13 protein-coding genes are annotated in these 13,631 nt (G+C 73.5%); 9 read left to right on the top strand and 4 right to left on the bottom strand.

Annotated elements, in window-relative coordinates:
* Window positions 1-473: 473 nt before the first annotated feature.
* Both ABEA24_RS10750 and ABEA24_RS10755 read right to left on the bottom strand, forming a co-directional pair.
* The gene (locus ABEA24_RS10750) at window positions 474-1,085 is read right to left on the bottom strand and encodes a hypothetical protein (protein WP_345430543.1); all 612 of its coding nucleotides are present in this window, start codon (window positions 1,083-1,085) and stop codon (window positions 474-476) included.
* A gap of 388 nt (window positions 1,086-1,473) precedes the next feature.
* Complete coding sequence (locus ABEA24_RS10755) at window positions 1,474-1,812, bottom strand: HEAT repeat domain-containing protein (protein ID WP_345430544.1); 339 nt, start codon at window positions 1,810-1,812, stop codon at window positions 1,474-1,476.
* Between the two features lie 184 nt (window positions 1,813-1,996).
* On the opposite strand from ABEA24_RS10755, the gene ABEA24_RS10760 reads away from it, so the two are divergent.
* The 4 genes from ABEA24_RS10760 to ABEA24_RS10775 all read left to right on the top strand — a co-directional run bounded on the left by ABEA24_RS10760 (window position 1,997) and on the right by ABEA24_RS10775 (window position 7,280).
* Window positions 1,997-2,854, top strand: a complete 858-nt coding sequence (locus ABEA24_RS10760) for an NAD-dependent protein deacetylase (RefSeq protein WP_345430640.1) — start codon at window positions 1,997-1,999, stop codon at window positions 2,852-2,854.
* Window positions 2,855-2,941: 87 nt separating this feature from the next.
* Window positions 2,942-4,570 carry a LuxR C-terminal-related transcriptional regulator gene (locus tag ABEA24_RS10765; protein WP_345430545.1) on the top strand — a complete coding sequence of 543 codons (1,629 nt, stop codon included), beginning with the start codon at window positions 2,942-2,944 and terminating at the stop codon, window positions 4,568-4,570.
* A gap of 285 nt (window positions 4,571-4,855) precedes the next feature.
* Window positions 4,856-5,662: a class I SAM-dependent methyltransferase gene (locus ABEA24_RS10770; RefSeq protein WP_345430546.1), complete on the top strand. Its 807-nt coding sequence runs from the start codon at window positions 4,856-4,858 to the stop codon at window positions 5,660-5,662.
* 13 nt (window positions 5,663-5,675) lie between these two features.
* The gene (locus tag ABEA24_RS10775; RefSeq protein WP_345430547.1) at window positions 5,676-7,280 is read left to right on the top strand and encodes a DHA2 family efflux MFS transporter permease subunit; all 1,605 of its coding nucleotides are present in this window, start codon (window positions 5,676-5,678) and stop codon (window positions 7,278-7,280) included.
* 198 nt (window positions 7,281-7,478) lie between these two features.
* Here ABEA24_RS10775 and ABEA24_RS10780 read toward each other — a convergent pair whose 3' ends face one another.
* A complete protein-coding gene (locus tag ABEA24_RS10780; RefSeq protein WP_345430548.1) occupies window positions 7,479-8,105 on the bottom strand; it encodes a LysE family translocator in 627 nt (208 codons plus the stop codon).
* A gap of 230 nt (window positions 8,106-8,335) precedes the next feature.
* On the opposite strand from ABEA24_RS10780, the gene ABEA24_RS10785 reads away from it, so the two are divergent.
* Window positions 8,336-8,560: a DivIVA domain-containing protein gene (locus ABEA24_RS10785; RefSeq protein WP_345430549.1), complete on the top strand. Its 225-nt coding sequence runs from the start codon at window positions 8,336-8,338 to the stop codon at window positions 8,558-8,560.
* Between the two features lie 26 nt (window positions 8,561-8,586).
* On the opposite strand, the gene ABEA24_RS10790 is transcribed toward ABEA24_RS10785, so the two are convergent.
* Window positions 8,587-8,964, bottom strand: a complete 378-nt coding sequence (locus ABEA24_RS10790; protein WP_345430550.1) for a winged helix-turn-helix transcriptional regulator — start codon at window positions 8,962-8,964, stop codon at window positions 8,587-8,589.
* Between the two features lie 95 nt (window positions 8,965-9,059).
* Between ABEA24_RS10790 and ABEA24_RS10795 the strand changes: the two genes are divergently transcribed.
* The 4 genes from ABEA24_RS10795 to ABEA24_RS10810 all read left to right on the top strand — a co-directional run bounded on the left by ABEA24_RS10795 (window position 9,060) and on the right by ABEA24_RS10810 (window position 13,568).
* Window positions 9,060-9,950 (top strand): NAD(P)-dependent oxidoreductase, encoded by an 891-nt coding sequence (locus ABEA24_RS10795; protein WP_345430551.1) that lies wholly within the window; start codon window positions 9,060-9,062, stop codon window positions 9,948-9,950.
* Window positions 9,951-10,247: 297 nt separating this feature from the next.
* On the top strand, window positions 10,248-10,727 hold the full coding sequence (locus tag ABEA24_RS10800) for a macro domain-containing protein (RefSeq protein ID WP_345430552.1): 480 nt from the start codon (window positions 10,248-10,250) through the stop codon (window positions 10,725-10,727).
* A 178-nt stretch (window positions 10,728-10,905) separates the two neighbouring features.
* Window positions 10,906-11,889 (top strand): SWIM zinc finger family protein, encoded by a 984-nt coding sequence (locus ABEA24_RS10805; protein WP_345430553.1) that lies wholly within the window; start codon window positions 10,906-10,908, stop codon window positions 11,887-11,889.
* A complete protein-coding gene (locus tag ABEA24_RS10810) occupies window positions 11,886-13,568 on the top strand; it encodes a DUF5691 domain-containing protein (protein ID WP_345430554.1) in 1,683 nt (560 codons plus the stop codon). Before ABEA24_RS10805 ends, ABEA24_RS10810 begins: the two co-directional genes overlap by 4 nt.
* Window positions 13,569-13,631 lie beyond the last annotated feature (63 nt).

Genomic DNA, 13,631 nt, shown 5'->3' on the forward strand with positions numbered 1-13,631 from the left:
CACGCCATGCGAGGCACAACCACGCGGCCCCACGCAGGACGCCTGCGCGCAGGGGCCAGGCGTGGCCGTGCCTGGCGCGGCACCAGCACGCGGCACGCCATGCGAGACGCGACCGCGCGCGGTCCCATGCGAGACCGCACGTGCCAGGCACGACCGCGCTCGGCGCGGTGGCACCGCCGCGCCAAGCGCCATGCGAGGCACGACCACGCACGCTCCCATGCGAGACCGCACGTGCCAGGCACGACCAGCGCTCGGCGCGGTGGCACCGGCGCGCCGCACGCCATGCGAGGCACAACCACGCACGGTCCCATGCGAGACCGCAGGTGCCAGGCGCAACCGCGTTCGGCGTCTGGCGCGGATGCGCCGGTGCGCCGTTCGGGGCCGCGAGGCGGTATCCGGTGCCGGACGCCGGGGCGACCGGGCGGACGGCGACGCGGCGGTGGGACGCCGCGCGTCGTCGGGACGGGTGGTGATCAGATGAGGGCGTTCACTGCAACGCCGACGTGCCGAGGAGGGCCGCGCCGTACGAGGACGTGCCGGAGCGCGGCCGCGACGGGCGGGGGGTCGTCGTCGCGACGGCACGGCGCGGCGGAGGGACGCGGAGGTGTGTGAAGGTCCGCGTATGCCAGCAGGACCAGTGCCCGCAACGTACGGCCGAGGAGGGACTCGCCGAGCGCGCTCAGCGCTCGCCACAGGGCTCGTTCGCCGGCGTACAGCCACAGGGCGACGAGCATTCCGGCGATCGCGTGGGCGCTGAGCATGCCGAGCCCGGCCGACGCGCCGTGCCGTACGGGCGGGGCCGCGCCGACGACGTGGTGGGCGCCGCCGTCCATCGTCATGACGAGATGCCCGGGAGCGGAGGGCGTGGCCCAGGTGAACCACTGGTGCAGGCAGATCTGCGCGACCTCGACGGCCAGCAGGATCCACCAGGCCGACCGCCGCCGGTCGGCGAGGCGGTAGCCCACCGCCGTGACGACGGCCAAGGCGGTCCACCCCGCCCAGGCGGGGGCCGGCCGGGCGGCCATCATGTCGTGACCGGCCATGGACAGCACGACGCACACCGAGGCGAAGACCCCGGCGCGCATCAGACGGAACCACCCAGGCGGACGCATGACCTCACCGACTACTACGGCGTGTAGTACACGGAGACTACACCGCGCGCCCGTACGGACGATCAATGCGCCCGACCGGAGGCTGGCCGACCGTCAAACGATCCGACCATTGACGCGCGCCCGGGGACGGGGCGGCCGTCAGGCGATCCAGCCGTAGACGCGTGCCCGGGAACGGACAGGACATCAGGGGATCCGACCATTGACACGGCCGGGAACGGGCCGACCGTCAGGGGCCCAGCCATTGACGCGCGCCCGGGAACGGACAGGACGTCAGGCGATCCAGCCGTAGACAGCGCGCCCGGGGACAGGCAGGACGTCAGGGAACCCGACCACTGACGCGTGGCCGGGAACGGGGCGACCGTCAGGCGAGCCAGCCGTTGACGCGTGCCCGGTGGAGGGCCTGGCGGGCCTCGGCGCTGTCGAGCATCTCCAGACCCCGGATCGCCCAGAACCGCACCGGCTCGTCGTCGCTGTCGAGCTGATCCGCCAGGATCGTCAGAGCGCCCGGAGACCGGGCCTCGGCGATGAGCTCGAGGAGGAGGCAGCGCAGGTCGTCGTCGCGCTCCTGGCCGAACGCCGCGACGATCTCGTCGACGTACGTGTCGGCGTGCTCGCGCAGGAAGTCGAAGCCCTGAGCGCGGAGCGCCGGATCCGGGCTCCGCATCGACTCCAGGGCCCGTGCAACGCGCTGGTTCGCCATCAGGTCATCCTCGGCACCGGTGATTCGGGGAACTCACCGCATCGTAGACGCAACCACCGACGGTCTCACCATCACCCACCTGGCTCGGGCAGGGGCGGGCATCGCGCATCATGGAGGGGTGACTGGGGCGGTGTACGACGGCGGACTTCGTGTCGGGCCGGATGGTGCTCGCGCGCCGTCCGGGATGGCGCCGCTGGGAGCGGATCCGGCGGCCGGCACCGCCTTCGCGATGCTGGTCGACCTGGTCGCCGACGGCGACGTGGTGGTCCTGAGCGGGGCAGGCCTGTCCACCGAGTCCGGTATCCCGGATTACCGGGGGGAGACCGGGCGCCGCCGACAAGCCACCCCGATGACGTACCAGACCTTCGTCGGCAGCGAGGCGGCTCGGCGGCGCTACTGGGCGCGCAGCCACCTGGGCTGGCGGCACGTGGCGCGCGCCGCGCCCAACAACGGTCACCGCGCGGTGGCCGGGCTTCAGCGGCGTGGGCTGCTGGCCGGGGTCATCACCCAGAACGTCGACGGCCTGCACCAGGACGCCGGCGCGCGGGACGTCATCGAGCTGCACGGCAGCCTCGACCGCGTCGTCTGCCTCGCGTGCGGGCGGCGCACCCCGCGCGAGGAGCTCGACGAGCGGCTGCGCGCGGCCAACCCCGGCTGGGACGCCGAGGCGAGCGTGATCAATCCCGACGGTGACGCGGTGCTGGGCGACGACCGCGTCGACTCCTTCCGCACCGTCGAGTGCCGGGACTGCGGCGGGGCGCTCAAGCCGGACGTGATCTTCTTCGGCGAGAACGTCCCGCGCCCGCGCGTCGAGGAGTGTTACGCGCTGACCGAGCGCGCCGGCACCCTCCTCGTCCTCGGGTCCTCGCTGACGGTCATGTCGGGGTACCGGTTCGTGCGCCGCGCCGCCGAGCGGTCGGTCCCGGTCGCGATCGTCAACCGGGGTGCCACGCGGGGCGACGCGGAGGCGCTGCTGACCCTGGACGCCCCGCTGGGCACGACGCTCACCGCGCTCCTCGCCGAGCTGACTCCTCGCCCGTGAACCTCACGAGCGCGGGCGCATCATCCAGAGGCACGCCGTCCTCGTCGAGATGATGCCGGCCCTCTGCGGGTGAGCGATGATGCGAGTATGACGATGATCGCCGACCGGCTGCGGGAGGGCCGCGACCTCTTACGCCGTGGCGCGTGGGCCGAGGCGCGCAAGGTCTTCGCCGTGGCCCTCGAGGAGTCGGACGACCCCGCGGCAGCGGAGGGCATCGCCAGGGCGGCGTGGTGGCTGGAGAACGATACGGAGGTCACCGCGCGGTACGAGGACGCCTACCGCGGTTACCGCACGACGGGCGACGACCGCGGGGCGGCCAGGGTCGCCGCCTGGCTGGGCAACGGCGCGCTCCAGTTGCGCGGTGAGGCCGCGGTCGCCCAGGGCTGGTTCCAGCGTGCCGAGCGGCTCCTGGCCGACCTTCCCGAAGGGGAGGAACACGGTCTGCTGGCGCTTTTCAAGGGAATGGCCGCGCGCTTCCGGGGCGACGTCGGAGAGGCGGACGAGCTGGCGGCGCGCGCCGTCGAGATCGGCCGCCGGCTCGGCTCCCCCGACCTCGAGGTCCAGGGAATGGCGCTCACCGGGATGGCGCGCATCGGCCAGGGCGAGGTCGCCGACGGCATGCGGCTGCTCGACGAGGCCGCCGCGGCGGCGCTCGCGGGCGAGGTGCGCGAGGTGGGGTCGGTCTGGATCCCCACCTGCTACCTCGTCCAGGGCTGCGAGCAGGTGCGCGACTGGGATCGGGCCGAGCAGTGGCGCGCCCGCGTCATGGACTTCTGCCGCCGTTTCGACCTGGGCTCCCCCTTCTCCCGGTGCCGTACGCACTACAGCACGATCCTGCTGTGGCGCGGCGACTGGGCCGCAGCCGAGGCCGAGCTGCTCGACGCCGCCAGGGCCCTGCGCGTCCAGCGACCGCTGTTCGCGGCGGAGGCCTGGGTACGCCTCGGCGAGCTGCGCCGCCGCCAGGGGCGGTGGGAGGAGGCGGCCGACCTCTTCGCGTCGAGCCGGTCGCTTCCGGCCGCTCGCATCGGACAGGCCGAGTTCCACCTGGACCGGGACGACCCGGATGGCGCGCTCGACCTCGCCGGGCGGCTGCTGGAGGCGATCGAAGGCGCGGAGCGCGGCCCCGCCCTGGAGGTGTTCGTCCGCGCCGGCGTGCGGACGAAGGACCCCGACGTGGTCGCGGGGGCCGTCGACGAGCTGGCCGAGATCGCCCGCGCGTCCGGCGTCGAGGCCGTGGAGGCGGCGGCGCTGTGGGCCCGGGGCGTTCACCGCGCCGCGCTCTCCGACACGGCCCGGGCGATCCCGCTGCTGGAGAGCGCGTTCGAGCTGTACGAACGCGCGGGCGGACCGTACGACGCCGCCCGCGCCCGGCTCGACCTGGCATCGGCTCTCCTCGCGAGCGGCCGGCCCGGCCCGGCGGCGGAAGAGGCGCGGGCCGCGCAGGACGTCTTCGAGCGGTTGGGCGCCACCGCCGACGCGCGGCGGGCGAACCGCCTGGCCGGCCGGGCCCACGGCGCGCCGACCTCCGAGCTGACGCCGCGCCAGGTCGAGATCCTGCGGCTGCTGGCGGTCGGCCTGACCAACGCGGAGATAGCGGACCGGCTGGTCCTCAGCGAGCACACGATCAAACGGCACGTGGCGAACATCCTCGCCCGCCTGGGGCTGCCCTCGCGCACGGCCGCCGTCGCGTACGCCTCCCGGGTCGGCCTGCTCTAGAGGAGGCCTGTTCGAGGGAGCCGCCGAGGGGCTCGCTCCTGGCGGCCCGCACGCGCAGACCCCGCGCCCGGGGGCTCGCTCCTGGCGGCCCGCACGCGCAGACCCCGCGCCCGGGGGCTCGCTCCTGGCGGCCCGCATGCGCAGAGCCCGCGCCCGGGGACCCGCGCGGAGGCTCTCGCTCTTGGGGCCATGGAGGAGGTGTGGCCCGTTCGGGCCACGGCTCCCGCGAGGTTGGCCCGCTCGGGCGAAGATGGCCGGGGCGGACCGGCCGTAGCGTCCCCGGACATGACCGAATACGCGCTCATCACCGAAGCCCAGCGCAAGGCATGGTCGATCGGTGACCTCGGCAAACTGGCCGCCCGCACGTCCACGCTCTACGCCGAACTGCTCTGCGAAGCGATCCGGCTGCGCCCCACCGAACGGGTCCTCGACGTCGCGGCCGCGACCGGCACGACGTCCATCGCCGCGGCACGCCGCTTCTGCGACGTCGTCGCCGTCGACTTCGTGGGCGACTTCCTCGCGAAGGCCACCCACCTGGCCGGCTGCGAGGATCTCGAACTCGAGACCCACGAGGCGGACGCGGAGGACCTCCCGTTCGAAGACGGCGACTTCGACGTCGTCCTGTCGACGTTCGGCGTCATGTTCGCCCCGGACCAGCAGCGCGTGGCCGACGAGCTGCTGCGCGTCGTCCGTCCGACCGGCCGGATCGGCCTCACCGCCTGGACCCCTGACGGCGTCATCGGCCGCTACGCGCAGACGATCGGCAAGTACCTGCAGCCGCCTCCGGGCCTCCGTTCCCCGTTCGAATGGGGAACCGAGCAGCGGATCCGCGAGCTGTTCGGCGGGCGCATCAGGTCCATCAAGGTCGCCCGCCGCGCGCAGCCGATCTGCTACCCGTCGGTGGAGTTCGCCGTCGAGTACTTCCGCGCGTGGTACGGCCCGGCCCGCGCCGCGTTCGACCGGCTCGACGAGGCGGGCCGTAAGGCACTGCACGACGACATGGTCGCGGTATGGGAGAGCACCAACGAGGCCGGCGACGGCAGCCTCGTCGCCCACGCCGACTACCTCGAATGCGTCATCGCGACGTCCTGAGCCGGGAGCCGACATGCGATCAGCGGATGCGAAGCACCCCTGGGTGGCGCTGACGGCGCTGTGCCTCGGGATGCTGGTGGCCTCACTCGACACCACGATCGTCAACGTCACGCTGCCGAACCTCGTCACCGGACTGCACGCGGGGCTCGACCAGGTCCTCTGGGTCGTCAACGGTTACGTCCTCGTCTACGCCGCTCTGCTGATCACGGGCGGCCGTCTCGGCGACGTGCTCCGTTCGCGGCGGATGCTGCTGGCCGGCCTCGTCCTGTTCACAGCGGCATCCGCGTTGTGCGGGGTGTCCGACACCGTCACCCAGCTCGTACTGGCGCGCATCCTGCAGGGCCTCGCGGGCGCCCTGATGGTGCCCCAGGTGATGATGCTGATCTCCGCGATCTTCCCGGCGGAGCGCAGAGGCGCAGCCTTCGGCCTGCTCAGCGCCACGGCCGGGGTGGCCGCGGTGAGCGGGCCGGTGCTCGGCGGCCTGATCGTCACCGACTGGAGCTGGCGCTGGGTCTTCTACATCAACGTGCCGATCTGCGCGGCGGCGTGCGTGCTGACGGTGCTCTTCGTACCGGACGCGCGCCCCGCCCGGCGGCATCGCTTCGACCTGCTCGGAATCGTCCTCGTCACCGCCGGGCTGGGCGGGATCACCTTCGGCCTCATCGAGGGCCGGCATTACGACTGGGGCACGGTGACGGGGTTCGTCACGATCCCGGAGATCATCGTGGCCGGTGCCGTGGTCCTCGCCGGGTTCGTCTGGTGGGAGGGCCGTCACGCGGAGCCGTTAGTGCCGTTGGCGCTGTTCCGCTACCGGTCCTTCTCGGTGGCGAACTCGGTCAACGCCGTCCTCTACCTCACGATGTACGGCGTGACGCTACTCGTCTCCCTTCATCTGCAGTCGGTCGCGGGCATGAGCGCCCTCCGTACCGGGCTGACGTATCTGCCGATGGCGTTCGCCATGGGGTTCCTCTCCGTTCCCGCGGGCCGGCTGACCGACCGCGTCGGAGGACGCTCCCTCATGTTCGGCGGCCTGGTGCTCCTCGCGGCGGGGATCGGCCTCCTGGCCTGGGTGGAGTCCGGCACGGCGACGGCGTCGACCTTCGTCGGGCCACTCCTCGTCGTGGGCGTGGGCATCGCGTTCGTCATGGCCCCGGCCACCACCGAGGCGATGCGGGAACTGCCGGCCCGGCTCGCCGGAGCCTCGTCCGGGGTGTTCAACAGCGGCCGCCAGGTGGCGGGCGCGATCGGCGTCGCGGTCGTGGGCGCCGTGCTGCAGAACCGGATGACCAACGAGATATCCGGCAACGCCGCCCGCCTGGCCCGGCAGCTTCCGCCCGGAGAGCGCGCCCGGTTCGCCGACGAACTCCCCCGGATGGTCGGCGGCGGCGGGGTCATCCCCCGCTCCGGCGGATCCGGCGGCACGGGGCTCTTCCAACGCCTGGCACACGAGGCGTACGCCAACGCGTTCGCCGCGGGTGAGCGGCCGGCCCTGTGGATGCTGATCGCCCTGGTGGTGGCCGGCGCGGCGAGCTGCCTCCTGCTCAGGCGCGCGCCGGCGAGGGACGAGGCAGCCGGGCAGACGCCGGAAGAACGCCGCCCTCAGGAAGAAGCCGTCTGACCCCGCCCCGATACCGCGGCGGTCCATGTCCTCGGCCGGTACGTGGAGGCGCTCGGCGGGCGTCTCAGCCTCATGGCCGATTTCGGCGACGAACTGCTGCGGGTGGGATGAGGCGGACCGGCGCCCTGGCGCCGGTCCGCGCTCGGACCGCGAATCCGGGTGCGCCCGGCTCGGATGGCGAATGCGGGTGTGCCTGTCTCAGCGCCGCCGGTGACCGGGGCCGGCGAACGCGGTGAGCACGCCGAGCCCGAGGTACACGGCGCTCGTCACGTACCGCTGCCTGCGCCGGAACGCCCGGCTGCCGCGCAGCCGGTGCCCGAGCGAGCCGGCGGCGAGGGCGTACGCGACGTCGGAGGCCAGCCCGATCAGCGCCGTCACGAGCCCCATGACGACGATCTGGGCGGGCACCGCGCCCGCCCGCTCGTCCACGAACTGCGGCAGGAACGCCAGGAAGAACAGGATCACCTTCGGGTTGAACAGGTTGACCAGGACGCCGTCGAGATACACACGCCGGAGCGGCCGCGGCTCGAGCACCAGGCCCTCGTCGTCGCCGCGGCGCAGCGTCCGCACCGCGAGGTAGACCAGGTAGGCCGCCCCGGCGTACCGCACCGCGCCGAACGCCGCCGCCGAGGCGGCCACCAGCGCGGACAGCCCGGCCGCCGCCGCGAGGACGTGCACCAGCGTGCCCGTCTCGACGCCGAGCGCCGAAGCGATGCCCGCGCGGCGTCCTTCGCCGACGCTCCGCGTCGTGATGTAGAGATGGTTCGGTCCGGGGACGGCGACCAGGGTGAGCGCCGCCAACAGGAACAGGAGGGGATGGGTCACCGTCCGCACGCTAGGTCCGGCGCCGGACCCGGCACAGGTCCAATCCCCCTCCCGGAACACGGACCATCCTCACCGGCCGTACACCTCAGGAGGCGGCGGTCACCACGGCGGTCGGCACGAGAACCTCCGTCACGCGTCACGGCCGGGGACCGCTCATCCCGCATCCGGTCCCGCCGCGATCGCGTCGTCTGAGATGATCATCAGGATCCGACGACGCGGGAGGCACCGCCGTGACCGACGCGTTCGACATCGTCTGGCGTGGCTACGACCGCCGCCAGGTCGACGAGTACCTCCGGCACCTGGCCGACGACCCCACAGGCACGCCCCGCCCCGCCTTCGACGTCGTCCTACGCGGCTACGACCGCCACCAGGTGGACCGATACATCATCGAGCAGGGATCGCCCGGCGGCCGCCCGGATGACGGCGGGCCGATGGAGGGCTTCTTCAGCTCCTGAATGCGGACGGCGGGCACCCGCCCGCGTCAGGTCGCCGTCGGGGCGGCGGTCTCCCGCGCGGAGGCGTGGGCATACGCGCCGCCGAGGATGTTCTCGCGGCCCCACGCGCCGAGAGGGGCGAGCGCGGCGTTGAGCGAGACGCCGAGCGCGGTCAGCGAGTACTCCACACGGGGCGGCACCTCGTCGTACGCCTCACGGTGCACGATGCCGTCCTCCTCGAGCTCCCGCAGATGCGAGGCGAGCACCTTCTCCGTGATACCGGGCAGGTTCCGGCGCAGCTCGCCGAACCGGCACGGCCGCTCATTGAGCGCCCAGAGGATCAGCACCTTCCACTTCCCGCCGATGACGTCCATGGCGGCGTCGATGCCGCACACGTAGCTCCCGGGCCTGCGTACGGTCGCCAACGCACCCCTCCTGCCTGCTCGCTTACCCCGCGGTCACCACGCACTTCGAAGTGCGTACTTGATCGTTTCGGGCCCTGAGCACCAGCCTAACCAGCATGAACGTGGAAAAAACTCCCCTCACTCTTCTCGGGCTCGGCACGATGGGCACCGCACTCGCCCGTGCCTGGCTCGCCGCCGGGCATCCGCTCACCGTGTGGAACCGCACGGCGGCCCGGGCCGAACCGCTCGCCGCCGACGGCGCGACGGTCGCGGCGACCGCCGCCGAGGCGGTGGCCGCAGGCGGCCTCGTCGTGGTCTGCCTGCTCGACGACGCCTCGGTCGCCGAAGCCCTGACCGACGCCGACCTGACGGGCAAGGACCTGGTCGACCTCACCACGGGCACCCCGGACCAGGCCCGGGACCGGGCCGCGTGGGCGCAGGCCCGCGGCGCCCGCTTCCTGGACGGCGGGATCATGGCGGTCCCGCCGATGATCGGAGCCCCGGGCTCCGGGGCGTACGTGTTCTACAGCGGCTCCCGTGCGCTCTTCGACGCCCATCGCGACACCCTGGCCGTACCGGCCCGCACGGAGTACGTCGGAGAGGATCCCCGTCTGGCGGCCCTGCACGACGTGGCGCTGCTGAGCGCGATGTACGGGATGTTCGCCGGGGTCGCGCACGCGTTCGCGCTGGTCCGGGAGGAAGACGTCGCTCTGAAGGACTTCGCGTCCCTGCTCGCGGGCTGGCTGACCGCCATGACCGCGTCCGTACACGGGACCGCCGACCACCTGCGGAGCGGCGACTACACCACTGGCGTCGCCTCCAACCTCGCCATGCAGGTCGCGGGGACGGCGACGCTGCTGTGCACGGCCGAGGAGCAGGGCGTCAGCCCGGAACTGCTCACGCCGTACCTCGACCTGATGAAGCGCCGCCTCGCCGACGGGCACGGCGACGAGGACACCACGGGCGTCATCGACCTGCTCGGACACCGTACGGACCGGGCCGGCTGACGGCCGCCCCGTTACCTTTTTCACGTCCCCGCCGGGTGGTGGGGCGCCAGGTCACCCGACCCGGCATGACTCAAGCCCCCTGTCGCTCGCATGAGCCGGGGGGTGTTGTCACCGGGCCTGGGTGGCGTCGGTGGACCGCCGCCGCCGCTGTGATGTCATCTACGCCATGCTCCGCGACGAACAGCCCTACCAACCCTCCCGCAGGCCGGCGGCCCAGGCCGCTTGACGAACCCAACAGAACGGTCCATGCGGCCACGGCCAGTGGGTTTGTCCGTATGTCTGGATATCGTGCCGATCATGGCGCAGATCCACTACCTACAGGGCGACGCGACCTCCCCACAAGCCAAAGGCCCCAAGGTCATCGCGCACATCTGCAACGACCAGGGCGGGTGGGGTAAAGGGTTCGTGCTGGCGGTGTCACGACGTTGGCCAGGGCCTGAGGCGGCCTACCGCAGCTGGCACCGTGACCGCGCCAACAATGACTTCGGCCTGGGTGCGACCCAGCTCGTCCAGGTCAGCCCGGACAAGTGGGTCGCCAACATGATCGGCCAGCACGGCATCAAGACCGGCCGAAGCTCCGGGCCGCCGATCCGCTATGAAGCCGTGGATCAGTGTCTGCGCAACCTGGCCGCGTACGCCGCCGAACTCAAAGCAACCGTCCACATGCCCCGCATCGGCTGCGGCCTGGCCGGCGGACGGTGGGACCGTATTGAACCCCTCATCATCAGCCAACTCATCAGCTCCGATGTCTCCGTCACGGTCTACGACATGTCATAGACCGATGCCTCCGACAAGCGCTCTGGACCAACAGTCCAAGGGCCTTGACGAATCCGTAGGGACACCCCTCGCGTCGAGTGCGCCGGAACCGCCCTCCCGAAACTGCCGGGGAACGGCGGGCCATCCCGTACTCCACGGTAAGGGCGGAATGTCGGCGGACACCGATAGCGTCGAGCGTGTGATCGAACCGGAGGGGACGCCCGCCCACCACGGCGACGCCGGTGACGACCGCGCGACCGGGTCGCTGACGACGGCCGAGCGTCGTGAGCGGCGTGTCGCTGCCGGTGTCGAGGAGCTCGATCGATGGCTGTGCGACCAGATCGACCAGGGCCTGGCGCACGCCGACCGCGCACCGTCCACGATGTGGGAGGACGTCGCCCGCCGCCTCGTCGACGCCCAGGCGAGCGGGCTCGCGGTCCGGGTGCGCGAGCTCGGGGCGATCCCGGGTCGCGGCGGGGACCGGCCCGAGCGGCTGCTGGAGGAGTACGCCCTGCTGCGGCTGCTGACCACGGCCTACCGGCGCCGTGACGAGCTGCCGGAGCCGCTGCGCGCCACCGTCCGGTCCCGGGTCGGCTTCACCGTGAGCCAGGAGGAGGTTCTGGCGGGCGAGCGGATCCGGGATCACTGGTACGTCGCGGGGTGCCGGGACGTCGATCAGGATCGGCTCGTCGCGCGGCGGGTCTGGTTGCGCGGCCGGGAGACCGGGCGGTCCGCGCTCGTGCTGACCTTCGCCGCGCCGGGCCGGGCACTCGACGCGTCCCTCGCCGTCGGCGACACGATCGACGCCGAGCTCGCCTTCTATCCGGGCGCGCTGCCACTGCGCGCCCTCGTGGCGGCCCGCCACCCCGCGCCCGCTCAGCGCCCGCCGCGCGGCACCACGGTGGCGGGACTCCTGCGCGAACACGCCGCAGCCCTGGCCCGGGACCCGTGGCAGGAGCCGTGGCCCGCCGTGCTGGCGGGCGTCCGCCCGGCACGCGACGACGCGGGCCGCCCCCATCTGGTCGACGGAGACGGCGACGCAGTCCCCCTGCGCACGACCGACGTGTGGCGCCTGCTGGCGGTGTCCGGCGGCCGACCGTTCACAGTGTCCGGCGAGTGGTCGCCGCAGGGGCTGCTCCCGCTGTCGGCTTGGCAGGAGGAGGAAGGGACCGTGGCGCTGTGAGCGCCTGGGGCGAGCACGTGAGCGCCGCACTGCTGGGCACGCGGCGGCGGCCGGTGCCGCCGCTGGACAGGACGCCCAGGCCCGACGAGGCCCCGCCACCCAACGGGACACCACCGCTCGCCGGTGCGTCGCCGCCCGACGGAACACTCGCGCCCGATGAGGCATCGCCTCCCGACGGGACACCCGCGTCCGAGGGGGCACCGCCGCTCGGCCGGGCATTGGAGCTGGACGGGGCGCCTGCGCTCGACGATGCACCGGCGGGGCCGGCCGAGCCGACTGAGCCGGCGGCCCGCCTGCTGGACCAGGCGGCGGTGCTGACGGCGCGCCGGCGGGCCGGGTGGCGGCCGGTCACGGCGGAGCCGATTGCGCCCGCCCCGGCGGAGACCGCGCCGGTCGTTCCGCCCACGGCAGCCGCCCGGCTGCGCCGCATCCTGTCCGGCGAGCACGCGCGGGTCCTGCCGGAGTGGCTGGACGCGGCCGCACGCAGCGGTCGTCGCGTCCCCGCACACCTGCTTCCGGACCTGCTGCACAGGGGCCGCTCCGACCGGGCGCTCCGACGGTCCATCGCCCGGGCGGCGGGCCGCCGAGGCGTGTGGCTGGCGATGCAGAACCTCGACTGGGCGTACCTCGTCGTGGCGAGCGGCGGCGAGGCGGCCGAGGACCCCGAAGTGTGGAAGACCGGTGCCCGCGCCCAGCGTGTCGCGCACCTCATGCGGTTGCGAGCCACCGACCCGGCCGCGGCCCGTACGACGCTGTCCTCGACGTGGACACGCGAGCCCGCCCCAGAGCGGGCGCTGTTCCTCGCGACGTTCGAGCGCGGGCTGTCCCTCGCCGACGAGGACTTCCTGGAGGCCGGGCTCGACGACCGCGGCCTTGAGGTGCGCCGCATCGCGGCCGACCTGCTCGCCCGGCTCCCCGGCTCGGCGTACGGCGCACGCATGGCCGACCGCGCCCGCGCCTGCCTGCGCCCGCAGATCGGGCCGGCGGCCACGCCGCAACAGATCCTCGTCGATCCACCGGCCGACCACGACGAGGCGATGCGGCGCGACGGCATCCCGTACCACGCGGCCGAGCGCGTCGGGAACCACGCGGGCTGGCTGCGGGAGATCCTCGCGCGTACGCCGCTGTCGACCTGGAACGACCGGTTCGGCGCGGCACCGGAGCGGATCGTCCGGCTGCCGATCGTCGTCGACGGCTCGCATGAGCCGGACCCGGGCCGTACCCGGGACGTCCACCTCGGCTGGGCCCGCGCGGCGGCGCGGCAGCGGGACGCCGCCTGGGCCCGCGCACTCCTGCTGGGCGACGTCGTGCTCGGCGAGGCCACCACGCTGGCCGATCTGCTGGACGTCCTGCCCGCCGCCGAGCGCGACGGCGCCGCGGCCGAGTCGGCCCGCCGGATCATGGGGCACGCCGACCGCCTCACAGTGCTCGAAAGGGTCCCCGGCCCCTGGGCCGGCGCGCTTGCCGCCGCGGTGACGACCACCCTGGCCGCCGCCGCGGCGGATCCCGACGGCGGACGCTTCCCGGTCGACCTGGCCCGCCTCGCCGGCGAGCGCCTCGCGCCGGCCACCGCGCCCAGCCTGGCCGACCTCGCCCGTCGGCACCCCGCGTGCCGGCCGCTGTCCGAACTCGCCGACGTCCTGCGCTTCCGCCACGACATGCTCGAGGAGCTGCAGTGACGCCGCCACGAGCAGTGAGCACGAGCGAGCCCGGTGAGGGTCGAGCCGCCCACTCCGCGGTTG

It is taken from the genome of Actinoallomurus vinaceus (genome assembly GCF_039542055.1).
Lineage (GTDB): Bacteria > Actinomycetota > Actinomycetes > Streptosporangiales > Streptosporangiaceae > Actinoallomurus > Actinoallomurus vinaceus.